Annotated in this window: 25 protein-coding genes; 23 read left to right on the top strand and 2 right to left on the bottom strand. The window is 30.1% G+C overall.

Annotation, left to right across the window (positions count from 1 at the left end):
- Positions 1 to 107: 107 nt before the first annotated feature.
- The 9 genes from Q0921_RS10140 to Q0921_RS10100 all read left to right on the top strand — a co-directional run bounded on the left by Q0921_RS10140 (position 108) and on the right by Q0921_RS10100 (position 7,356).
- Positions 108 to 560 carry a hypothetical protein gene (locus tag Q0921_RS10140; RefSeq protein ID WP_299256389.1) on the top strand — a complete coding sequence of 151 codons (453 nt, stop codon included), beginning with the start codon at positions 108 to 110 and terminating at the stop codon, positions 558 to 560.
- 342 nt (positions 561 to 902) lie between these two features.
- A complete protein-coding gene (locus tag Q0921_RS10135; RefSeq protein WP_299256388.1) occupies positions 903 to 1,664 on the top strand; it encodes a hypothetical protein in 762 nt (253 codons plus the stop codon).
- Positions 1,665 to 1,993: 329 nt separating this feature from the next.
- Positions 1,994 to 2,308, top strand: coding sequence for a hypothetical protein (locus Q0921_RS10130; RefSeq protein ID WP_299256387.1), 315 nt, complete (start codon positions 1,994 to 1,996; stop codon positions 2,306 to 2,308).
- Positions 2,309 to 2,764, top strand: coding sequence for an HAD family hydrolase (locus Q0921_RS10125; RefSeq protein ID WP_299256385.1), 456 nt, complete (start codon positions 2,309 to 2,311; stop codon positions 2,762 to 2,764).
- Positions 2,765 to 2,770: 6 nt separating this feature from the next.
- Entirely contained in the window at positions 2,771 to 3,055 is a 285-nt protein-coding gene (locus tag Q0921_RS10120) for a hypothetical protein (RefSeq protein ID WP_299256383.1), read from the top strand.
- 201 nt (positions 3,056 to 3,256) lie between these two features.
- Positions 3,257 to 3,895 carry a hypothetical protein gene (locus tag Q0921_RS10115; RefSeq protein WP_299256381.1) on the top strand — a complete coding sequence of 213 codons (639 nt, stop codon included), beginning with the start codon at positions 3,257 to 3,259 and terminating at the stop codon, positions 3,893 to 3,895.
- An 837-nt stretch (positions 3,896 to 4,732) separates the two neighbouring features.
- Positions 4,733 to 5,650, top strand: a complete 918-nt coding sequence (locus Q0921_RS10110; protein ID WP_299256380.1) for an endonuclease/exonuclease/phosphatase family protein — start codon at positions 4,733 to 4,735, stop codon at positions 5,648 to 5,650.
- Positions 5,651 to 5,882: 232 nt separating this feature from the next.
- Complete coding sequence (locus tag Q0921_RS10105; protein ID WP_299256379.1) at positions 5,883 to 6,413, top strand: sigma-70 family RNA polymerase sigma factor; 531 nt, start codon at positions 5,883 to 5,885, stop codon at positions 6,411 to 6,413.
- Between the two features lie 61 nt (positions 6,414 to 6,474).
- Entirely contained in the window at positions 6,475 to 7,356 is an 882-nt protein-coding gene (locus tag Q0921_RS10100; RefSeq protein ID WP_299256377.1) for a PhzF family phenazine biosynthesis protein, read from the top strand.
- Between the two features lie 107 nt (positions 7,357 to 7,463).
- Here Q0921_RS10100 and Q0921_RS10095 read toward each other — a convergent pair whose 3' ends face one another.
- Together Q0921_RS10095 and Q0921_RS10090 are read right to left on the bottom strand one after the other, a co-directional pair.
- Positions 7,464 to 8,375, bottom strand: coding sequence for an IS3 family transposase (locus Q0921_RS10095; RefSeq protein WP_299256375.1), 912 nt, complete (start codon positions 8,373 to 8,375; stop codon positions 7,464 to 7,466).
- A gap of 8 nt (positions 8,376 to 8,383) precedes the next feature.
- Positions 8,384 to 8,761 carry a hypothetical protein gene (locus Q0921_RS10090; RefSeq protein ID WP_299256373.1) on the bottom strand — a complete coding sequence of 126 codons (378 nt, stop codon included), beginning with the start codon at positions 8,759 to 8,761 and terminating at the stop codon, positions 8,384 to 8,386.
- A 328-nt stretch (positions 8,762 to 9,089) separates the two neighbouring features.
- Here Q0921_RS10090 and Q0921_RS10085 point away from each other — a divergent pair, with 328 nt between their 5' ends.
- The 14 genes from Q0921_RS10085 (at position 9,090) to Q0921_RS10020 (ending at position 21,832) form a co-directional block, all read left to right on the top strand.
- Positions 9,090 to 9,653, top strand: coding sequence for a porin family protein (locus Q0921_RS10085; RefSeq protein ID WP_299256371.1), 564 nt, complete (start codon positions 9,090 to 9,092; stop codon positions 9,651 to 9,653).
- Between the two features lie 311 nt (positions 9,654 to 9,964).
- Complete coding sequence (locus tag Q0921_RS10080) at positions 9,965 to 11,008, top strand: methyltransferase (RefSeq protein ID WP_299256369.1); 1,044 nt, start codon at positions 9,965 to 9,967, stop codon at positions 11,006 to 11,008.
- Positions 11,009 to 11,185: 177 nt separating this feature from the next.
- Positions 11,186 to 11,665 carry a DinB family protein gene (locus Q0921_RS10075; protein ID WP_299256368.1) on the top strand — a complete coding sequence of 160 codons (480 nt, stop codon included), beginning with the start codon at positions 11,186 to 11,188 and terminating at the stop codon, positions 11,663 to 11,665.
- A 217-nt stretch (positions 11,666 to 11,882) separates the two neighbouring features.
- On the top strand, positions 11,883 to 12,239 hold the full coding sequence (locus Q0921_RS10070) for a hypothetical protein (protein ID WP_299256366.1): 357 nt from the start codon (positions 11,883 to 11,885) through the stop codon (positions 12,237 to 12,239).
- A 313-nt stretch (positions 12,240 to 12,552) separates the two neighbouring features.
- Complete coding sequence (locus tag Q0921_RS10065) at positions 12,553 to 13,428, top strand: AraC family transcriptional regulator (RefSeq protein ID WP_299256364.1); 876 nt, start codon at positions 12,553 to 12,555, stop codon at positions 13,426 to 13,428.
- A 62-nt stretch (positions 13,429 to 13,490) separates the two neighbouring features.
- Positions 13,491 to 14,570 carry a family 16 glycoside hydrolase gene (locus Q0921_RS10060; RefSeq protein WP_299256362.1) on the top strand — a complete coding sequence of 360 codons (1,080 nt, stop codon included), beginning with the start codon at positions 13,491 to 13,493 and terminating at the stop codon, positions 14,568 to 14,570.
- A 157-nt stretch (positions 14,571 to 14,727) separates the two neighbouring features.
- On the top strand, positions 14,728 to 15,087 hold the full coding sequence (locus Q0921_RS10055) for a hypothetical protein (RefSeq protein WP_299256360.1): 360 nt from the start codon (positions 14,728 to 14,730) through the stop codon (positions 15,085 to 15,087).
- A gap of 162 nt (positions 15,088 to 15,249) precedes the next feature.
- Positions 15,250 to 16,347 carry a S41 family peptidase gene (locus Q0921_RS10050; protein WP_299256358.1) on the top strand — a complete coding sequence of 366 codons (1,098 nt, stop codon included), beginning with the start codon at positions 15,250 to 15,252 and terminating at the stop codon, positions 16,345 to 16,347.
- 142 nt (positions 16,348 to 16,489) lie between these two features.
- On the top strand, positions 16,490 to 17,119 hold the full coding sequence (locus Q0921_RS10045; RefSeq protein ID WP_299256356.1) for a hypothetical protein: 630 nt from the start codon (positions 16,490 to 16,492) through the stop codon (positions 17,117 to 17,119).
- A 442-nt stretch (positions 17,120 to 17,561) separates the two neighbouring features.
- Positions 17,562 to 17,768, top strand: coding sequence for a hypothetical protein (locus tag Q0921_RS10040; RefSeq protein WP_299256354.1), 207 nt, complete (start codon positions 17,562 to 17,564; stop codon positions 17,766 to 17,768).
- A 281-nt stretch (positions 17,769 to 18,049) separates the two neighbouring features.
- A complete protein-coding gene (locus tag Q0921_RS10035; RefSeq protein ID WP_299256352.1) occupies positions 18,050 to 18,799 on the top strand; it encodes a DUF6882 domain-containing protein in 750 nt (249 codons plus the stop codon).
- A 223-nt stretch (positions 18,800 to 19,022) separates the two neighbouring features.
- A complete protein-coding gene (locus Q0921_RS10030; RefSeq protein WP_299256350.1) occupies positions 19,023 to 20,450 on the top strand; it encodes a S41 family peptidase in 1,428 nt (475 codons plus the stop codon).
- Entirely contained in the window at positions 20,422 to 20,589 is a 168-nt protein-coding gene (locus Q0921_RS10025; protein WP_299256348.1) for a hypothetical protein, read from the top strand. Before Q0921_RS10030 ends, Q0921_RS10025 begins: the two co-directional genes overlap by 29 nt.
- A 43-nt stretch (positions 20,590 to 20,632) precedes the next feature.
- The gene (locus Q0921_RS10020; protein WP_299256346.1) at positions 20,633 to 21,832 is read left to right on the top strand and encodes a serine hydrolase; all 1,200 of its coding nucleotides are present in this window, start codon (positions 20,633 to 20,635) and stop codon (positions 21,830 to 21,832) included.
- The last annotated feature ends 211 nt before the right edge of the window (positions 21,833 to 22,043 follow it).

Raw genomic sequence — 22,043 nt, 5'->3', positions numbered from 1 at the left:
AAAACTAAAATCACTGGTAACAATTCTAATGCTCATTACACTTTCTTATAGTAGCTTTTTTTAAAGAGCACAAATAATAAGAATAGTAATCATTAAAAATTAAACCTATGGGATTAGAAAACCAAATTAGTGTAGTAATACCTCAAGAAACAATAGATGAGGTAACTACCAAATTACAAGAATGCAAAACGATACTCGCGCCTTTTCTACAGGCACTAACAGCTGCAGAACGTTCAGGATTATTCAAAATGGGTAATAAATCCTTACCTACGGTACAAAAGGTAAAATCGTATTCGGACACCAATCCGGAGTTTATGCCCAGTTATATGGATAAAGATGAGTTTCTAAAAGATGAAACTGTGGTATCACAATTAACACCCATTGCTAACATTCTGGAACAATTATTCTCTGATGTAGATGATACTCGATTATTAGCCGGTAGCGAGGCCTTACAAGCTGCTTTATTATACTACGGACAAGTAAAAGAAGCGAATAAAAAGGGAGTGACCAGTGCAAAACCGATTTATGAGGATTTAAAACAGCGATTTTCTAAAAAATAATACCAGTTCACTAATTTCGTATGAGAAATGGTATAAGCCGTTCAATAGCAGAAAATCCAGTGATAGCAACCAAAAAGATTCTTTATAGCGTCTTTTTGGTTTTTTTATGAATATAATTCACTTGCACTCGAATAAAAAAGATCCAATATTGAGTAAAAAACATTCAACTTTGAATGAAAAACATTCAAAATCGAGTAAAAAATACTCAAAACAGTATAAAAAACATTAAAAGTTGAATCTAATTCACTCGTTGAGATGATAAGGTTTAGATTTAATTGATATACTTCTTTCAGGAAGGATATCAACGGAACGATATTTGATAAAAGTTAGAAAACTAACTTTATGAAAAAAATAATCTTTATTTTATTCCTGACGTTCGGAATCAAATCAGCATTTGCAGAATGTGCTGGTAGCGGAATGCAGTTCTTTCCAGAAACAAAAGAAATAGGCTTACATTCAATGTTCATTATCCAAGGTTACGCCTTTAGCCAAGAAACAATTAATAGTTTTAAGAACAGGGTAGTTTATCTTGAAAGTGAAGGAGGAGAATTAGTTGTATTAAATCTTCAAGAAATATTAAAAGGACAAATGGAATTAACACAAGCCATTTTTTGTCCATCTAAAGAACTAAAACCAAATACTACCTATTATTTAAAATATGCTGATCAAACAGAACGAGAAATAAATCAAATGAAACAGTGGAATCCAGAGAAAAAAGAAAACGAAAGAGTATTCTGGAAGACTGCAGAAGAAAAATCCTTAGCTAGCCTGAACTTAAATTTGAGCCTCGAATACGAAAAAACAGAAGTCGAATATTATGGTTGTGGACCTAGTGCAAATGCTATTTTTAAAATAAAGAACAAATTAACGTCCGAAACCTGGTATAAAACGGAAGTTATGAATCTTAATAGTAAAACTACATTCTATATAAAAGAAAGGAATGGACACTTATACGTTGGACATGGAATGTGTGCTGGCGCATTTACTTTTGATCGGAAGGGTCAATATAAGGTTAGATTTACACCAATGAATATAGACGGTAAATCATTAAAAACTACTGAATGGAAAACTTTTGATAGCCCGTTTATGAAGGATAAAAGTTAGTACTACCCCCGATATCGCTAATCTCCGCCCGAGGCAGACAGGTGTGACTAGTGGTGATAATGCATATATATAACAACTATAAGTTTTTGTATCTTATGGTTGTTTTTTATGTTGTTTAACATAGGTTTGTGGTGCACACTAGTTACAAACTAGCGGCAGCGGGAGGTTTTTGTATATTTACGAAGTACGCCAAATTTTTTATTTGGTTATATTTAAAAAGAAAATTAAACATAAAAATAAAAAATTCGGCTCGTGCTAAATCCGAAAAGTTAGTGTCTTTTTATACGCTACGTTTCATACACAAGACCGTTACCCAACATCTAACAAAATTGAAAGTTAAGCTCAAAAATATTAACTGGACTAAAAATCGCGGGATCCTCATTATCGGAATTTGCCTAGGTGCTATGTTATTGAAATTTTTGGTTTGGCCATATCGTGGAACTTGGATTTATCAGTATGGTAATATGATTTCAATACTTATCTTTTATGGCGGAGTTTTCTGGTCATTTATTAATACAATAATTTTGCTTTCTAAGCATAAGTCTGACTTAAAAAACAATCTAATTTGGATTATTTTAACTGCAATTCCTTTTTTGTATATCGGAATAATGATGGTAATTGCAATGACAAAGACAATTGATTAAATGAATATAAGTTTTGATCTCGACAGTACGTTAATTCCAAATGGAAAAGAATTCGAAACGGAAAAGAGAAACAGAATTGCTAAACTATTTGGAATTGAGGAAATAAGGAAAGGAACACGTGAATTGATTTCTGATCTACAAAGTCAAGGACATAATATTCATATCTATACAACATCATTTCGAACTAAAAGAAAGATAAGGTGGACTTTAAAATATTATGGAATAAAAGTCAACAGAATAGTAAACCAAGTAGAAAATAGAAAAATCTTAAAATCTCGAAATATTAATTCATCCAAATATCCGCCAGCATTTGATTTTGACTTACACATTGATGATTTAAAAGGTGTCGGAATTGAAAGCGAGAGATTTAATTTCAAAGTGATTATTGTAGACCCTACTGACAAAAATTGGATAGGAAAAATAAATAGTGAGATAAAACAATTGACTAATACTTGAAGTAAAATGAAAAAGAAATGGTTCAGTAAAGGAACTTACAAAAACATCAATTGTGCAAATTGTGGTAAAACTCAAAATGAAATTGCAACAATGGATCATCATTCTGGTATTTGTCCTGATTGTAATATTAGTTGTATTTGGTATTATATAACAAATGAAAACGTTACTCAAATAATTCCCGAACTTGCTCCTAACCCTATTAAAATTTTTATTGATTGGTGTCAATCTGAATTGGATGAATTAGAGATGACGGAACTAATTATTGAACTTGAAAATATTGGAAAAAATTAAATAACTAAATAAAAACGTTGGGTAACAACATATATGTGATCATAGCAGCTAAGTGATGAATCCAATAGTCTGTGCATATTTGGTAAGGCGCAATGCTTGCAAAAAGAAAAAATAGCAACCAATGCGCAGAAAACGTCGACAGTTAGGTAACATTTGCCACAGCTACGACACATATATTAAACATTAGCAGTAATAACAAAAATGAACTGGAAATTTAAAGAAGATAGTATTTTAATAAATTACAACGAACACACTCCTTGTAAAGAAATATTTCAAGCTGTATGTGATGAAATAGGAATTTATTATACTCAAAAAGGTTGGAAATATGCTCGTTCAAGACCTAAAATAACATTTAAAAATAGTGACTTAAAAATAGAAATTGCGTTTTGGTCTAGCGGCAGTAATACTCCTGGAGATTTTGTGAATTTGGAAATACTACCTTATATATCTTCTATAGAGTTAATCAATAATCTAAAATCTAAAGGATATATTTTATCGTTTATTGATTTATTCACAGAGCGTTTAGACAATGAACCTGACGGAAGTAAAATGATAATAAATGCTTTTGGTGGAAAAATAAAAAGAGTTGACGAATATAAACGTACTCCCGAATTGGTTTATAATAAAAATGTAAACGTTTACGGAGTAACGGAAAGTGATTTTGAAAAATTAATAAACTTTATCGAAAGTAGAGTTAACATTTGGACTAGTAGAATTAATGACATTAAAGAAATTGATTCTTTCTTGAAAAAATTAACAGATGATGCTAAACAACGATTAATTGAAAATGATTTTGGTAAGCTAATAAAAATGAAATTTCCCGATTATAAAATGGAATAAATACTACTGCTAACAATGGCTATAATTAATACGGGTTTTGGTGCTTAATTCACCAGCTAGCGCTCGTTTGTAACGGGTGCCGTCAAAGATTGTCCCACCTTAAGAAATTTTCATGTCACCTATTGACTTTTGGTTTTGTACTGCATCTCGATAGTTCTGCTGAGTTTGTCGAAGTACATTTTTTGTACCGCTATCGCTAAACAAAAAAACACTCGATGAGACGATAGAGGTATCGATCTAATTTTGAATACGCCCGTCAGATCAAGTGTTTTTCTGGAATGTTCTCTCGATTCCGCTCGAGATGACAGAAGAAAAATAGACTGCCCGCCTCTGGAGGGTATCGAGATCATTTGTAGGTTACGTATTAACTTCTAGTCTCATCAGATCACCCTATCGCTAAACGGTGACTAGTGGCGATTATGAATGGCAGTAAGCGTAAGAAAATATATAACGGCCATTAATTTTTGTGTGTTATGGTTGTTTTTTTGTGTTATCTAATATAGGTTTGTGGTGAACATTAACAGCTGCTTGAGATTCTTGGAATATTTTCTCACCCCATTCCCAGATCCAAGAAAGACTTAAAAAAATAAAAAGGCGAATAATCCTAGATCATATCAATCAGCGGTAAAAGAAATCTTATACCAATTCTATTTTTATTTTAGGCTAAAATAATTTGAAATATTTTTCGCTAGTTTAAGTTATAAAATTCAAGCATAGCCATAGCTACGGTTTAATTTTCTAATGAAGAAATAGTAGAAAAAGAATTGAATTATTAGCCTAAAATAATGTTAGAAATGGTATTACTCCAAGTTTGATCATTTAAAAAAACTAAAAAGATTGAAAAGACATTTTATTTATTTTTCAAAAAGATTATTACTTATAATTTATGGTATAGAAGTATTAATACACTTTACAATTAAAGATATTATGTATCCTATTAATATATTATTTTATGTAAGTGCTCCATTGCTACTAATTATTGGTAGTTTAGTTATGAGTATTTTGTTTTTTAAGAAAAAAAAGGCGTTTTATGTATTGATAATGTGTTTTTTGAGTTTATTGCTTTATTGGAGAGTTTACTATTATAAGACAACATCAATTGAGAAGTCTACAGATGTATATAATACAGTATTATTTTGGAATATTGGCAGAAATGGAGATACTCCCTTTAAAATTATTATGAGAGAGATAGAGAATGTATCTCCGGAATTTGTTGGATTGGTCGAAGCAGATGCTATTACAAATGAACATTTAAAAGAATTCAGAAATAAATTTCCAAACTATCAAATTCAAAAATTAGATGGAGGTATGTTGGCTATTGTAAAAGGTAAAATAGATGTAATAAGGTATCATTGTGAATCAGATTTTTATAAATTTAACGTAATTGATTTTAATATAAAAAATCAAAAAAATTCAATACTTATTGCAGATATTAATGCAGTTCCTTTTGATAATAGAACATCATCATTAGATATGGTTTATAGATTAGCAAAAGAGAATAATTGTTCTTTTATTATGGGAGATTTTAATACTCCTTATGAGAGTATTTATTTTAACCAGTTTAGACAAGATTTACTTAGTTTTCGTGATGTAGCTAATGGATTTACAGCAACCTGGCCCTATGGCATTCCATTATTAGAAATAGATCAAATCTGGAGTAGTAAAAATAACACACCTATTTCACTAAAAAAAGTATATTATAACACTTCAGATCATGCATTGTTAATTGGCTCTTATCAGCCTATTACAAGATGAATTAGTGGTCAATAGGATTGTTTACAGCCCTTGGATACAGCTAGTCTGTGAGTAGTCGCGACTAAGAGTAAGAAAATATATATAACAATTATAAGTTTTTGTATCTTATAGTTGTTTTTTATGCCATACATAGGTTTGTGATGCACACTAGTTGCAAACTAACGTCAGCGAGAGTCAGTAAAAAAAGGCCTTAAAAGTAAATGCTAAACACTTCAAAAAGAAAACTAAAATTGTGAAAACTGAAATTAAGACTATTTGGATTGACCTAAGTGAAGAACTTTATAAGTTCATTTTAGGAAAAGTAAAAGATGAACAAATATCAAAAGATATTCATCAAGAGGTTTTCTTAAAAATTCAAACTAAAATTCATCAGCTAAAACATACTTCTAAACTCACATCTTGGGTTTACCAAATTACAAGAAATAGCATTATTGACTATTTTCGAAAAGTAAAAGACAATAATATATCAATACATGATTTAGATATTCCAGAAACAGATGCTAATAATTTTAGTTACTCAAATCTAACAAGCTGTATCAATCAAAAAATAGAAAACCTTTCTACCCAACATAAAGAAGCAATTATTTTAACTTCCTTTAAAAACTATTCTCAAAAAGAACTAGCAGAATATTTAAAAATCTCATACTCTGGAACAAAATCAAGAGTTCAAAAAGCTAAAGAAATTTTAAAAGAAAACATTTTAGATTGTCCAAACGTAGAATCGGATAAAACAGGTAAATTACTAGATTTTGAAAATAATTAAAATTAACTACGTCTTTTTATAACTAATAACGTCCATCTTATATAACCTAAAAAAAATAAAAATGGACACTTCAAAAAAAACAATTACAGTACAAATTCTTAACGCTTTTGCAGAAAACGGTAAAGGAGGTAATCCAGCAGGTGTCGTTTTAAATGCGGATGACTTATCTGATAAAAACAAACTTGAGATTTCTAAAGAAGTAGGTTTATCAGAAACGGCTTTTGTTTCAAAATCTAAAACTGAAGACTTTAAATTAGATTTCTTTACTCCAAACAAACAAATAGCACATTGCGGACATGCTACAGTAGCTACATTTTCTTATTTAAAACAAATAGGTGCTCTAAAGAATGATAGTTCTTCAAAAGAAACCATAGATGGAAAACGAAAAATAGAAATAATCGGGGATCTGGCATTTATGGAACAATTAGCACCAAAATATGTTGACGTAAGCCACAAAGAAAATGTAATTTTGAAATCATTAGGATTAAAAAAAACGGACCTTATACCAAATACACCGATTCAATTAGTAAACACAGGAAATTCATTTATACTCGTTCCTGTTAAAAGCAATGAAATTTTAAAGAATATAATTCCTGATTTTAACTTGATAAGCGAAGTTAGTGATGAATTCGATGTAATTGGCTACTATGTATTTTCTACTAATACAGAATATGACGCTACTTCGAGGATGTTTGGTCCTCATTATGGGATATTAGAAGAGTCAGGCACAGGAATGGCCGCAGGACCACTTGGGTGTTATTTATTTGATATTTTAAAAATTAAAAAAAGTACTTTTCATATTCAACAAGGTAAGTATATGAAACCGTCTTCACCTAGCTTGATTATTGTTAATCTACGAATCGATAAAGGCGAAATAAAGGATTTAATGGCTGGTGGAAAAGGAATATTAAATAGACAATTGGAGGTTGAAATAAACATCTAAAAGTCCCGCGCTGCGAAGTTTGCAACTTCGTAGCTGTCTCGTCCTAAAAAAAGTTTACATATTTTACATTAATCCTAAAATAGTTTTACAACTTATTCTTAGTCCTATTATTGGTTTACAATGATAGGACTTTTTGTATAATAATTCTTCCATATTTTTTCTGTTTTTATATTATTTTGATGCACTTGACTTGGAGTAAGATTTCCTATACTCATATGTGGTCTTTGATTGTTATATAGTTTAACAACCGCATCTAATAATTCTTTAGCTTCTTTTAGATTCTTTGGTTGATAATCATTTAAATATTCTTCTTTTATAATACCATTTACTCTTTCGGCTATTGCATTTTCTAAAGGATCTCCGTTTTCCGTCATACTAATGTTTATCTTATTATCTTGTAATAATTTGACGTATTCATTACTACAGTATTGTGTTCCTCTATCAGAATGATGTATTAGTTGTATATCATTATCCGAGGGTTTTGGTAGGTTTACTATTGCCATTTTTAATGCTTGAACAGTTTCAGAAGTTTGTAAACTATCCGCTAAATGATATCCTACTATTTTTCTGGAAAAAGCATCTGTGATAAAACTGATATACACAAAACCTGTTTCTATTCTCCAATAAGTAATATCACTCACCCATAATTGATTAGGACTTTTAGGAATGAATTCTCTGATAAGATTAGAATACTTCTTAAACCTATGGAATGAGTTTGTAGTTATAGTTTGCTTCTTTTTTCTTCTAACTAACAAATTATTAGCTGATAAAACATCAAATAACCGGTCTCTTCCCATTTTTATTTGATGTTCTAATAGAAATGGTTGCAAAAGTTCATATAATTTTCTTCCTCCCATATGTCGATGATTTTTTCTGATTTTTAATACCTCACAAACAATTAATTCATCTTCAAAAGCAAGTTGCTCTCGATACCAAAAATGTTGATAATATGCTTGGCGAGTAACACCAAGTAATCGGCAAAAACTGCCTAAACTTACCTTTGGATAAAGGGTTTTCATCTCTTGGATTACTTGGTATTGGACTTTTTTACAATCTTGATTTTAAATTCATGCTCAGCTACCTCAATCATTTTACGATAAGCTTCAGCTAATAGTTTAGCTTCATGAAGTTCTTTTTTTAGTTGTGATAAAGATGCTTCATCTTGGGGAGATGATGATTTTGATTGATTTGTCATTATTTGCAAAGGTACAATACTAGGTTTTGAATAATCATATCCAAACTCTCTTAACCAATAAGTAATACGAGAATTACCAATATTATATTTGGTTTCGATTTCTCTTCGAGTAACTGTACCCGTTAAAAACTCATTACAAACAAATCGCTTAAATTCTTCACTGTATCTAGACTGCCATTTCGATGATGATGTCTTTGAATATCTTTCCATCTTGTTACACTTTTGTGTAAACCTATTTCAGGACAAGACAAGCTATTTATTCCACGCTACCGCTATTCTGTGACTAGTCGCGAGTATGAGTTATAAAATATATATAACAGCCATAAATCTTTGTATATTATAATTGTTTTTTATGGTGTCTAACATAGGCTTGTGGTGCACACTAGTTACAAACTAGCGGCAGCGAGTGCCTTTAGAAAGCTTAAAAAACGTCCTAATTCGTAGAATTCCTTTGTTTTAATACTTCTCTAATCTCAAAATTAACTTTTTGTTTTCTTTTGAATCTACTTTTACACGAATAAATAAAAAACATAAATTTATGAAAAAAGTAGTATTAATAACTATTATAACAGTTTTAGGATTATTGAATATGAATGCACAAGACTTTAACTTAGGAGTAAAAGGAGGTCTTAATTTCGCAACACTTACAGGAGAGAACAACTCTGAAATCGGCTGGACAACAGATTTTAATCTGGGAGTTATGGCTGAAGTTAAAATTTCAGACAAATTTTCTTTTCAACCAGAATTAATGTATTCCGGACAAGGATATGGTTCAGATTTTGATTCTGAAGGTATTACAGCACTCAACTATTTGAATGTTCCATTAATGCTAAAATATTATATGACTAAAGGATTGAGTCTAGAAGCAGGACCTCAAATAGGCTTTTTACTTTCTACTAAAGGAGGTACCAATACGAATAAAGATCTATTTAAAACAACAGATTTTGGAGTGAATTTTGGTTTAGGTTATAAACTTGATAACGGGCTCTATTTTAGCGCAAGATATAATCTTGGACTAACTGATATCAATAATATAGATGGTATTTCAGATAAAAATAAAAATGGAGTATTTCAGTTATCAATTGGTTATTTTATTTTCTGAAACTTGATAATACCGTAAAGAAAAATCCAAGTTAGTTGACTTGGATTTTTTTGTCGGGTGTAAAGACCCTTTATACTCAGAAAACTGTAAGAATATATAACAACCATAAACTTTTGTGTATTATGGTTGTTTTGCTATATTGTCTAACATAGGTTTGTGTTGCACACTAGTTGCAAACTAGCGGCGGCGAGGAAAAGATAAAACAAAATAAAAAGATTTGGCTAAGTGCTTAATCAGAAATTCAGTAATTTTAATTCCCGTACTAACCATAGCCTAGCCGTTATCAAAAATTAAGAAAACAAATAATTATTATGGAAAGTAAAACGGTAAGTAAAAAGCAATTAGATCCTTCTAAAATCATGCAAGTTGGATTAGGATTTTGGGCTTCAAAAATATTGCTATCAGCAGTTAATATGAGTTTATTTACCCTTTTAGCGAAAGAAGAATTATCCGGACAGGGTATTAAGGAAAAATTAGGTTTACATCAGAGAGGTCTTTATGATTTTTTGGATGCTTTAGTTGCCCTAAATTTCTTAAAAAGAACAGGAATAAAAGCATCTGCTGTATACGCCAATACCGAGGAGACCAATCTATTTCTTGACAAAGAGAAGCCGAGCTATGTTGGTGGTATGCTTGAACTATCAAATAATAGGTTATATGGCTTTTGGAACTCATTAGAAGAAGGATTAAAAACAGGCGCACCACAGAATGAGTTAAAAAATGGAGGAGCTCCAATTTTTGAAGATATATATGCTGACCAACAAAAATTGAAAGAATTTTTAAAAGCTATGGAAGGTCTTCAAAGTTCCAATTTTAAGATGTTATCCCAAAAATTTGATTTTTCAAATTACAAAACACTTTGTGATATAGGAGGTTCTTCTGGGCACCTAGCCATACAAGTAGCTCGAAATAATAGTCATATGAAAACCATCACCTTTGACTTACCACCATTGGAAATTCTTGCAAAAGAAAATATTTTATCTAATGAATTAAGCGATAGCGTATCATTTCAACCAGGGGATTTTTTTAAAGACGAATTACCAAAATCTGATGTTATTACAATGGGGAACATTCTTCATAACTGGGGATTAGAAGACAAGAAAATGCTTATCAAAAAGGCCTATGATGCTTTACCAAATGGAGGAGCATTAATTGTAATTGAAAATATCATTGATGATAATAGAAGAACAAATGCATTTGGTCTAATGATGTCGTTACAAATGTTAATGGAAACACCTGAAGGCTTTGATTTTACCGCAGCTGACTTCAATGTCTGGGCGAGTGAAATAGGGTTTTTACAAGTTTCTACGATGCATTTGACTGGAAATACAAGTGCTGTAATAGCTATAAAGTAAAACTTTTACTAATACAAAATAAACATTATTAAAACCCGCTATAGCTAATCTAAGACTAGTGGTTAGCATTAATTATTAAAAGAAAAAATAAAATAGGTATAACATTTTGTGTAGCCATTTGCTTCCCGAAAGTAGCAAACGTAACATACAAGAGACATTGTAGCTTATTAGAGAAAAATGAAAAGAGAAATTGAAACAATATTAAACGCGTTAAGTGAAACGCCAAGATTATTGAAAGAATTAATTACTGAAATTGACTCTGAACTTTATAAAGAGAAAATTGTCAAAGGTAAGTGGTCAATTCATGAACATGCAACCCATATAGCAATTGGAGACAGTTATGGATTTCAAAAAAGACTTAACGATTTTAGACAAGAAGAAAAACCAACATTTGAACCACTATCTGGAGATAATTTTGATGAAGATTTTTTTATAAAATTAGACCTTAAAAAGGCTATAAATGACTTTTTTGAAATTCGACAAAGAACAATTGAATTAGCAAAAGAATTTAACTCGAATGATTGGAATAAATTAGCCATTCACCCAGAGTATAAGACTTACACACCATATATAATGCTAAGACATTTATTAATGCACGACCATAATCACTTATATAAAATTGAAGATATGGGATTTGGAATTGGACACGTAAAATAACGACGCTACAACCTGGTGTATGAAACATAGCTAATAAGTGCTAAACCGAAAGGTTTGTTTTTATTTATAAAGGCCGCCAAATTTTTAATTTGGCTTTAAAACAAAATATAAAAAATTGACTCTGTGCTGAACTCGAAATGTAGTGTCTTTTTACATGGAACTAACGATACATGAACACGTTAATAAATATTTTGAAAAACATAAAAAATATTAAAAAATGAAAAAGCTGATTTTAATACTTTGTTTGATATTCTTTGCTCAATACGAAACGCTTGCCCAATCTGAATTTGAATTGAAACCTTCCCAAAGTATGTCTATAACAGGAAAAGGACCTGGACAAGATGCAATGAAAAACCCTTACGATGGACAAAATTGCTATGCAGTAATTGAAAATACTGGAAAAAGGGAGTTTTCTATTAGAACGCAACAGAATAGAAAAATTATAGAAACTATAACAATTAAAAAAGGCGAAATAAAAAAAGTAAAACTGATTAAAGGGTTTGAATTGTATTTGGATACAAATTCAACCGGAAAAGCAAAAGCTAAGGTGGAATTTAAAAAGATAGACGAATAAAAACGTGTGGCAACAAAGTATTGTGGTAAAAAAACAAGTAAAAATGTATTATTTTTTCACTAGAGCACTTTTATATTCTGCGTGTATATTAACCTTATTCCTGTCTTTTGTGCTTTCCGTTTATATATCTAATTTAATAGATTGTAAACTTAAGCCGTGTATAATTAATTGCTAGGTCATTGCTGGCTTATGAACATGCCTACGGAATATTCTATCAATGATTTGTTTACTAAATTAGTTGTTTAACCACGCAACCAACCATACACAATAACATAAAGCATATAATATAACTCAAACTAAACAAAAATATAAATTGCGTACATTCCTTTTTGAAAAAGAAAAATATGGATTTGAGCTTCTAATGGATTTACATAAATTCGAAACAAACCCTAACGTTTTTTTTGAAGCTTCTCCACATACAACCAACTTTTTTGAAATTTTTATTTTCGAAAATGCAAAAGGACTTATTCAATTAAATGGGCACACATTAAGCATTGCAGAAAACACCTTTTTTTTTATTTCTCCTTACCAAAAAAAGAGCTGTGAAATAGACCTTTCCGAAATTAAAGGGTTTCATCTTGTTTTTCAAAATGACTTCTTATCTCATTTTTTTGATGATAAGCTATTTGTTTACAGACTTCAATATTTTTACAATTCGAAACACCCTCAATATTTACAGTTACCAAAAGAAGAATATGATAAAATTCAATTTGCGCTAAATGAAATTATATCTGAAATAAATAATTTCCAAAATGATAGCCTTCATATTATAAGATCACTTCTATACTTCTCTTTATCAAAATTAAATAGGCTATTTTCAAAACATTACAAACTTTCTCCTGAAACACAAGCAGATTCAGCTATTTATAACTTTAAGGAAAAATTAGAGTTAAATATCCGGAAATTTCATTCTGTAGAGGAGTATTGTAAAATTCTGAGTATCTCGAGGCATCAATTAAACAAAGTTATAAAAGAGTATTTTGGCTGCACTTCTAAGGAGATCATTCATTTTAGATTACTACAAGAAATTAAAATGGAGTTATGCTATTCTAATAAAACTATTTCTGAAATTGCAGATGCTCTAAATTTTAGTGAAGCCAATAATCTTACACGTTTTTTCAATAGACTTGAAGGCATCACTCCAAATATGTACCGCAAAAATTACCAAAATGATAGTCATTTGTTATAAATTGATATATTCTTAGCAAGAATAAAACTCAACCTTTGCAAGTATTAAAAATCAATAATACTATGAAAAATTTATTCTATTTCAACTTGTCTATCATTCTACTAAACTTACAATTATCCTATTCCCAAAACAAGGAGACAGTTGTTTCTATGAGTGATTCAAATTGGGAGATTGCCAAAGGAACATCTACTTTTGAAATATTTGACTCTAGAGAAACAATTCTTTTAAATGGTAAAGCCATTCTTAAAAACAAACAATTCTCTAATGGATCTATAGAAGTTGATGTATATGCCAATAAAAACAGAAGTTTTGCTGGTATAATTTTCAGAAAACAACAAAAAACAATGGAAGAAGTTTATATGAGGCTTCATAAATCCAATCAAGCCGATGCCATACAATACTCGCCAACTTATAACGAAGAACTAACCTGGCAATTATATAAAGAATACCAAGCTAATGTTACCTTTAAAAATAAAGGCTGGAACACCTTACGTATTGAAGTAAACCATAATAATGCCGATGTTTTTGTTAACGATGAAAAAGTTCTTACTGTAGATAACCTAAGAACAACACATGATAAAGGAGAAATAGGTCTATTTGCATTATTTAACAATAGGTTTTCAAATTTTAAATTCACCAATAAAGATATAGTTAGCCAAACAAAAAAAGAAAAGAAACATGACATAGAGCCTAGTATTATATCGCAATGGAATATTACAAAAGCACTACCTTTTATTGAAGAGAAATTAAGCTTTGACAACTTTTCAAAAAAGGAATACACAACTGTAACTACCGAAAAATCTGGTTTACTTCCGTTCTCAAAATACATTGAAAAAGCATCTTCTGGTAATTTCGAAAAAAACAAAGAAGTCTATTCTGTGGCCTCAATCATTATTGAATCGAATAACAATCAGGTAAAGTTATTTTCATTTGATTATAGCGATAAAATAATTGTCTATTTAAATGGGGAAACGATTTTTAAAGGCAATAACGCATTTAGGTCTAAAGGGATACAATACCAAGGCCATATAGATAGTGATGCAAACAAATTATATCTAAATCTAGAAAAAGGTAAAAACATACTTCATTGTGTTGTTATCGATAAAGCAAACGGTTGGGGATTAATTGCCAAACTGGAATAATATGCTTTACAATACGTGTATAATTAATTGCTTGGTTATCGCCTACTTGGAAATTCCGAAAGAATTTCCTCTGATTCATTTTTGTTTACTAACTTAGTCCTAGCCAACGCAACTAACGATACGTAAACAGGTTTTAGCTAATTAAAACGAAATAAAAATGAGTTACGATTTAGATTTTTGGAAACTCAAAAAAGATACATATCTGAAGAATCAAGAAGTGTATAAAAAATGTTCTGAAGAAGAAATCGTAGATGGTTTAGAAGATTTACCAATTGACTCAATTCTAAATGACATTCAAATCGAAATTACAGACTGGAAAATGAAGGAAAGTAATATTGATTATGAAAATCCAAATGGGAGTGGAGTTTTTCAAATATTTACTACAAAGCAGTTCGTTCGATTTGACTGTTACGGAATAGAAGGAGAAGATATGAATCTAATCATTGATGTGATGGATAAATATGATTTACTGCTTTATGATGATCCTAAAGTTCCACAACGATATGACGGGAAATAAAAACTAACTATAACACTACTCAAGAATGTATCAAAAATCATTTTACATTTAACGTTAGCGGTTGTTTTAAGAAACCGACAACTATGTACGTTTGTATACATTCAATCTTTTTAAAAGATTAAAAAAGATATTTTTGGGTTCGTCAAATTAAAATTAAACAATGTGAAGCGAATTAAAGAATTTTTAATCCTTTTATTACTACTAATAATAGCACCAGGTGCAACATATTCTCAGAAAACCTTATCAAAGACTGAAAAGGATGATGTGCTTGAAAGAATCAAAGTCTTAATCGACTCAAATTATGTTTTTATTGATAAGGTTAAATATATAAATAATTCACTGGATAGTTTAAAATTGACTAATAAGTATAATAAAACAAAAGAATATAAAGATTTTGCAGAGGTCTTAACAGAAGGTCTTGTTGGTATTACTAACGATCTACATTTTAAAGTTCAATACAATCCTAAGCTAATAAAATCTAGACGTGAAAGGCTTAGAAAACAAGCTGAACTAGAGAATGAACAGAAAGTAGAGAATAATGAAGAGGAAATTGATTGGAATTTATGGTATGCCAAAAAAGAGAATTTTGGCTTTGAGAAAGTTGAAATACTTGAGGGAAACATCGGATATATAAAACTTAATTTTTGGGAAAACTTAGAGTGGGTAAAACCAACTATTGATGCCACAATGAGATTCGTAACCAACACAGATGCATTAATAATTGACTTAACCGAGAATCAGGGTGGTTATAGCCCCACTGACAGTTATCTCGGGAGTTATTTCTTTAATGAAGAACCCACGTTATGGATGTCGAGCTATAATAGACCTACTGGAGAGACAAGTACTAAATTTACTTTTCAAAAAATTGAAGGAGAACGCTTTTTAAATAAGCCAATATATATCTTAGTAGGAGAAAAAACCTTTTCTCTTGCAGAACAATTCGCATATGCTATGAAGCATTTTGAAAAGGCAAAAATTGTTGGACAAAATAGTGCCGGAGCAGCTCACGCAATTAATTTCCTGGACTTAAACGACAAGTATGCTATACAACTTCCAATTTCATATAGTATTCATCCTGTAACCAAAACAGACTGGGAAGGAGTAGGTGTAGTACCAGACATTAACGCGAGCAAGAGTGAAGCCTTAAAAGTAGCTTATCTAAATGCATTAGATAAGTTAATTGAAAGTGCAAAAAAAGCTAAATTAAAAACGCTGCTTAAAAGATATGATAAAATCAAGACAGAAATAAACAACCGCTAACCAGGGGTGTAAGTAATTGCTTGTTATCAACTACTTCTGAAAAGCAAATAAAATTTTCAGTTTGGTGTGTACTGGAAAAATCAGCATCTTTTTACACGTTACGTTTCGTACAAAAACCATTGTAGCTAACTAAACATTTTTTATGATAAAAATTATTATTTCAATTATCACTATACTTACATTTTCAATATGTAATGGCCAATATGATTGGAGGGAAGGAAAAGTTGTTTTAAAAAATGGGCAAACATTAAAAGGTATAGTCAAAATGACAATGCCTTCCAATAAATTAGTTTCTCTAAGTAGCTCTAAAGTCTATTATAAAAAGAATAGAAAGGGAAAAGTCAAAAAATTCACGAAAGATGAAATTAGAAAAGTATTTTATGGAAGTTATAACTCGGAAACTGGATTTTTTGAATATGCTCCTATAACTAAAAACAAAAAAGAATTATTTAGAGTAATTATCAATGGAAAATCTAAGCTATATAAGAGAACAGTAAAGAATATCAGTTACTCTAATCGTATACTTGATCCAAGTATATCACCAAGAAGACCAAGAAAGAAAGATATTCAATTTGTTAATCAATATTACGTTATTCGAAATGGTGAAATAACTGTGACTTATATTCCAGATGAATCTTTAGAAAAATTCAAGGAAAAAACAATTAGTTATTTTTCTGATTGTAAAAAAATAATCCAATACATAGAAAATAATCTTTACGAAGAATTTGAAATAAAAGAATTAGTAGAAGATTATAATATATTCTGTGAATAGTGGCGATACTTGTAAGAAAACATAACAAAGAAGTATATCCTGTTAAGTAAGTTATTTTATAAATTATATACCTAAGGTTGCGTTTTGTACTAGTCGCAACCTTAAACCTGCATATTTATAATGATTATAACTAAAAACCTCTTTTTTACAAGGGGTTGCCGTTGTTTTATCTTCAGATATACGGATTTAAGGATGTTTTCCGTGAAACTGTCTTTTGTAATATGAGGAGTTTTACATTATTTCTAGAATCTTAATAATAAAATGAGTTACGGCACTAAATGCAATAGTAACGATACCATCATATGGTAATGTATTTGAGAGAAATTTATGGAGGATAAAGAAACCGAAATAGAAAAGGTATCTAAACGAAACTGATGATATATATGAATTTATTTCTGAACTAAGAAAAGCTGGAGCGAATGTAGTTGAAACCTTTAAAATATTGACAGATAAGCTAAAAATTAATACAGGTTTGGCATTCAATATAACACACAATTCTCCCGCTTGGAGTCATATCTTTAATCTTGACAATCCTTTTACGCAAAAAGCCCTTGATTTAGCAAGTGAAGATGCAGATGAAGTAGAAATGAAAAACGGAAAAGTTATTTCTGTTCCTTACAAATTAGATGATGATTCGGAAATCAATTAAATATTTAATTAACCTAATAATATTGACTGGATTGTTAGCTTATTGGATGGTAGATTAATAAAGAATGAAATAAGGCGTAACAACACCTATACTACAAAACAGGGTTTAGGTTTAAACGAAAAGTAGTTATTTTATTTAGTTTGTTGCCAAAGGTTTAAATTTAGTATTTTAGAAAAGATAAAAAGATAACATAAACTTAGGCATAGTGATCGACCAAAAATCTCTGACTTTTGCTCTAGTATTGTACATAGTTAAATGTTAGCGAACATTAAAAAAAACCTATGAGTATATTTAAAAAACTATTTGGAAAACCTGAAAAGAAAAATACTAATATTGAAATTAATCAATCCGACTTTTCATTAATCAGTAAGAATGAATTTAAAAATTTTATTGACTTAGTAAATCAGAATGCGGGTCTTTCTTTTGAAAAACAACAGAATTTTAATGATTTAACTGGAGGTTTAGCTTGGAATATCGATCTAAATACTGCAACCTTATCTTTTGGAGATATTGATTTTCCTATAGAAGTAATTGGATCCTTGTCTTTCAATGATTACTCTTGGATGTGGGGATGGGCTAACGCTAAAAGTGGAATCCCTGAAAATCTTTTAATGGGTTCATTAAATATGAAAAAAACTGGAGAAGAAAAACAAATTGAAGAATTTACAAAAGGACATTTTAGTGTAGAGGAAGGGTTTGAGCATAAAATGGGAATAGTTGCAAGCGGGCTTCTTAATGCAGATGCATATTTTTGCGCAAACTATGGACAGGGGACAATGGTTTTGACCTTGAAAAGTGATAAAATTCCAAAAGTAGATGAAAACAGATTGGAGAAGGTTCTGACTACTTTCCCACAAGTAATTAGCGGAATAGATTTAAACCATAAAGAAGCTTTTAAAAACTATTTGATTGATCGAAGCTTTGAAATAAATATACAAGAAAATAAAATTGAAGGCTTAAGAAACAATAAAGTTTTAGTTGCAGAATTTGACGAACTGAATAGATTGAAAACGCTTAATGGAAAAATATAAAAAATCCTGCCATCCCTAGTCTGTGAATAAGAGTAAGAATATATAGCAATCATAGTTTTTGTGCATTATGGTTGTTTTTTATGTTGTTTAGTATACGTTCATAATTAATAACAAGCGGTACTAAATGTAATAGTAATATATCCCCGCATGTTGTGGTGCATTTAAGAAAAACTGTAACAAACATAAAAAAATGTAATCTTTAGAGTGAAAATCAAATAATGTTATGCGAACTAAAGCTACTCTTTCTGCTATTCTACTAATTTTAATTTTATTAATTGGTTGCAAACCAAATAACGATAAAAATAACTCAATCAAAGGAATTTGGGAATCTATAGGTTATGGAAAAATTCTTAAAATAGACGCTAATACTTATAAATATTTTGACATAACAGATGTCTCTTGTTTACCTGTAAAAGAAGGCGATATTTCAGAAGTTAAAAACTCAATACAAATTTCAAATGATACCCTTACCATAGAACGTGGATTTAGCAAATATCGCTATGTAAGATTAAACAAGTTTCCAGACTTGTGCCATGAAAATTTAAAAGACAAAAACGACATCTCATATAATTTTGAGGTTTTTGCAAATACCTACAAAAATCATTATGCTTATTTAGACCTCAATAATGTTGATTGGGACAGTCTTTACAAAAAAGCAAAAAATAAAATCGACTCAAAAAGTACGGAAGTTAACTTATTTTTAGTGATGGAAGATATGATTGAAAGATTAAAAGACAACCACGGTTCAATAGAACCAACGGATGAAATTTACGAATTGGCAGAGAGTCAAATTCAGTCTGAAATTGAAGACGAAGAAACGGAAGAATTAAAAGAATATGGCGATTTTGAGATTGCTGAAATTGTTGCAGATTATTATCTTAAAGAGGATTTGACCAAAGATTCGTGGCTTATAAAATGGGGGAAGATGGAAAACAATGTCGGCTATATTCAAATTAAAACAATGTTTCTGTATGCAGATTTGAACTTAAATGATAGTCTAGTTAAAGAAAACGGATATATTTCAACTTACATGGACGTATTTGACAGTTTGAATTACGAAAAACAAATTGCAGAAGAGGTAATTGGAATAAGTAAGTTAATGGATACAATAATGCAAGACCTAAAAGAAACAAAACATATTATTATAGATGTTCGTTTTAATGGTGGTGGTCAAGATGTAGTGGCCTTAGAAATTTTGAGAAGATTTAACGTTGATAAAAAACAAATCGGTGTAAAAAAAGCAAGACACAATAATGACTTCACCAAAAAAACACCGATTTATTTAGAGCCTGCCAAAAACCCTTATACAAAACCAGTTTACCTAATGACTTCCCAACAATCGGCAAGCGCAACCGATATGATGGCTTTAAGTTCAATGGAATTAAATAATTTAAAGCGTATTGGCTCACATACAAATGGAGCAATTTCAGATGCTTTACAAAAGACTTTACCAAACGGATGGTATTTTTCAGTTTCAAACGAAATTTACACAGATAAGAATGGTAAACTTTACGAAAACATTGGAGTTCCTGTTCATTACGAATTGAATTACCCCAAAGATAGACAGACATTTTTCAGATATGTAGTAAACGATTTAGAACAAGACAAAAAGAATACTTTAAATGCGATTAGCGAGTTACAGAGCGAGTAAAAATGCACCACCATTGATAAGTTGTAGAATTGCATACGTATATTCTAGTCAATCTGAAAAGGCTACATTATTTGGCTTAATGGACAAATACGGAAGTGATGCTGTTCCATTATGGTTAAAATTAAAATGTGTATTTTAAACTGCACACATTATTATATAACATCAATCAAAAAAACGAAAAAATGAATCATCAACAAAAATCAAAATCAAGACATCTATTTTATACTTCCTTATTAATATTATTAATTTCTATGCCATCTTATGTGACTGGTTCAATTATAACTATAAATAGAATACAAGGAAAAATAGGTATTGTTACAATGAATCGTTCAGAAAATGAGAAGACCAAAAACCAAGATTCAATTCGATCTTTTAATGGTAATCTTATCTCTAAATCTGAAATGGATGCCTTTATTAAACATCAAATGGATTCACTAAATATGCCAGGACTTTCTATAGCATTTATTAATGATAATAAAATAGTGTATCACAATGCATTAGGAGTTAAAAATAATGAAACCAACGAGAAAGTAGATGATTATACCATTTTTGATGCTGCTTCTATGTCTAAAACAGTGTTCAGTTTTTTTACTTTGAAAATGATAGACGATGGCCTTCTTGATTTGGACACACCACTATATACCTATATGAAATACCCAGACATTGCTTACGATGAGCGGTATAAAGCAATTACCGCTAGAATGGTATTATCTCATACGAGTGGATTTCCTAATTGGAGATTTCTAGATAAAGAAGGCAATTATGATCCAGATAGGAAGCTTACTATACAATTTGAACCGGGAACTAAATTTCAATATTCAGGAGAAGGTTATGAATATTTGGCTAAAGTAATTGCTCATCTTAAAGGAGTTGAAAAGAATGAACTACAAGGCTTGATTAAAACAGTTATTTTTAAACCTCTAGAAATGAAAAATTCTAGTTTTGTTTGGAATGATTATATTGAAAATCATCGTGCTAATGGTCATTTTAGAGGTAAACTAAATAAAGGGTATGGGAACAGTGCAAAAGATCCTGGTTTTAAAGCATCGGCTAGTCTACAAACAGAATCGAAAGAATTTTCAAATTTTTTAATGGCGATTATGAATAATAAAATATTATCAGAAAACGGTCTTAAAGAGCTATTAAAAATACAATCAAGGAAACTAGCAACTGAAAGATCAAAAGAACAGAAATATGGATTAGGAATTGGTATTGAAGAATCTGGTTATGGCACCCATTACTCTCACGGAGGTGATAACTTAAGTAATACAGCACTATACATGCTTAATCTAGAAAAGAAGGTAGGTTATGTGTTTTTTACCAATTCAGAAAACAAAAATAAGTTTCAAATAAATTTACTTAATTTTCTCTTAAATAATTAGTTAACTAATGTGTGAAATTTGCTTATAAAAAAGTGATAAACTTAACGAGCTTCAACAAAGACGTATATAGTTAATTGCTAGTTTGAGTGTACTAGGAAAATCCTGCGAATTTTCTTTTAGTTCGTTTTCTATTTACTAGCTTAGTGCTTACCAACGCAATTAACCATATACGAACAGGTTATCTACAAGCAAAAAACACCTAAATTTAAAT

It is taken from the genome of uncultured Aquimarina sp., assembly GCF_947496855.1.
GTDB lineage: Bacteria > Bacteroidota > Bacteroidia > Flavobacteriales > Flavobacteriaceae > Aquimarina.
Note: the sequence above shows the minus strand (reverse complement) of the source record. Positions and strands in the feature narration are given on the sequence as shown.

Coding starts and splice junctions, on each gene's coding strand:
- Q0921_RS10140 (WP_299256389.1), top strand. CDS start 108: ATGGGATTAGAAAACCAAATTAGTGTAGTAATACCTCAAGAAACAATA.
- Q0921_RS10135 (WP_299256388.1), top strand. CDS start 903: ATGAAAAAAATAATCTTTATTTTATTCCTGACGTTCGGAATCAAATCA.
- Q0921_RS10125 (WP_299256385.1), top strand. CDS start 2,309: ATGAATATAAGTTTTGATCTCGACAGTACGTTAATTCCAAATGGAAAA.
- Q0921_RS10120 (WP_299256383.1), top strand. CDS start 2,771: ATGAAAAAGAAATGGTTCAGTAAAGGAACTTACAAAAACATCAATTGT.
- Q0921_RS10115 (WP_299256381.1), top strand. CDS start 3,257: ATGAACTGGAAATTTAAAGAAGATAGTATTTTAATAAATTACAACGAA.
- Q0921_RS10100 (WP_299256377.1), top strand. CDS start 6,475: ATGGACACTTCAAAAAAAACAATTACAGTACAAATTCTTAACGCTTTT.
- Q0921_RS10095 (WP_299256375.1), bottom strand. CDS start 8,375: ATGAAAACCCTTTATCCAAAGGTAAGTTTAGGCAGTTTTTGCCGATTA.
- Q0921_RS10090 (WP_299256373.1), bottom strand. CDS start 8,761: ATGGAAAGATATTCAAAGACATCATCATCGAAATGGCAGTCTAGATAC.
- Q0921_RS10085 (WP_299256371.1), top strand. CDS start 9,090: ATGAAAAAAGTAGTATTAATAACTATTATAACAGTTTTAGGATTATTG.
- Q0921_RS10080 (WP_299256369.1), top strand. CDS start 9,965: ATGGAAAGTAAAACGGTAAGTAAAAAGCAATTAGATCCTTCTAAAATC.
- Q0921_RS10075 (WP_299256368.1), top strand. CDS start 11,186: ATGAAAAGAGAAATTGAAACAATATTAAACGCGTTAAGTGAAACGCCA.
- Q0921_RS10070 (WP_299256366.1), top strand. CDS start 11,883: ATGAAAAAGCTGATTTTAATACTTTGTTTGATATTCTTTGCTCAATAC.
- Q0921_RS10060 (WP_299256362.1), top strand. CDS start 13,491: ATGAAAAATTTATTCTATTTCAACTTGTCTATCATTCTACTAAACTTA.
- Q0921_RS10055 (WP_299256360.1), top strand. CDS start 14,728: ATGAGTTACGATTTAGATTTTTGGAAACTCAAAAAAGATACATATCTG.
- Q0921_RS10045 (WP_299256356.1), top strand. CDS start 16,490: ATGATAAAAATTATTATTTCAATTATCACTATACTTACATTTTCAATA.
- Q0921_RS10035 (WP_299256352.1), top strand. CDS start 18,050: ATGAGTATATTTAAAAAACTATTTGGAAAACCTGAAAAGAAAAATACT.
- Q0921_RS10030 (WP_299256350.1), top strand. CDS start 19,023: ATGCGAACTAAAGCTACTCTTTCTGCTATTCTACTAATTTTAATTTTA.
- Q0921_RS10025 (WP_299256348.1), top strand. CDS start 20,422: ATGCGATTAGCGAGTTACAGAGCGAGTAAAAATGCACCACCATTGATA.
- Q0921_RS10020 (WP_299256346.1), top strand. CDS start 20,633: ATGAATCATCAACAAAAATCAAAATCAAGACATCTATTTTATACTTCC.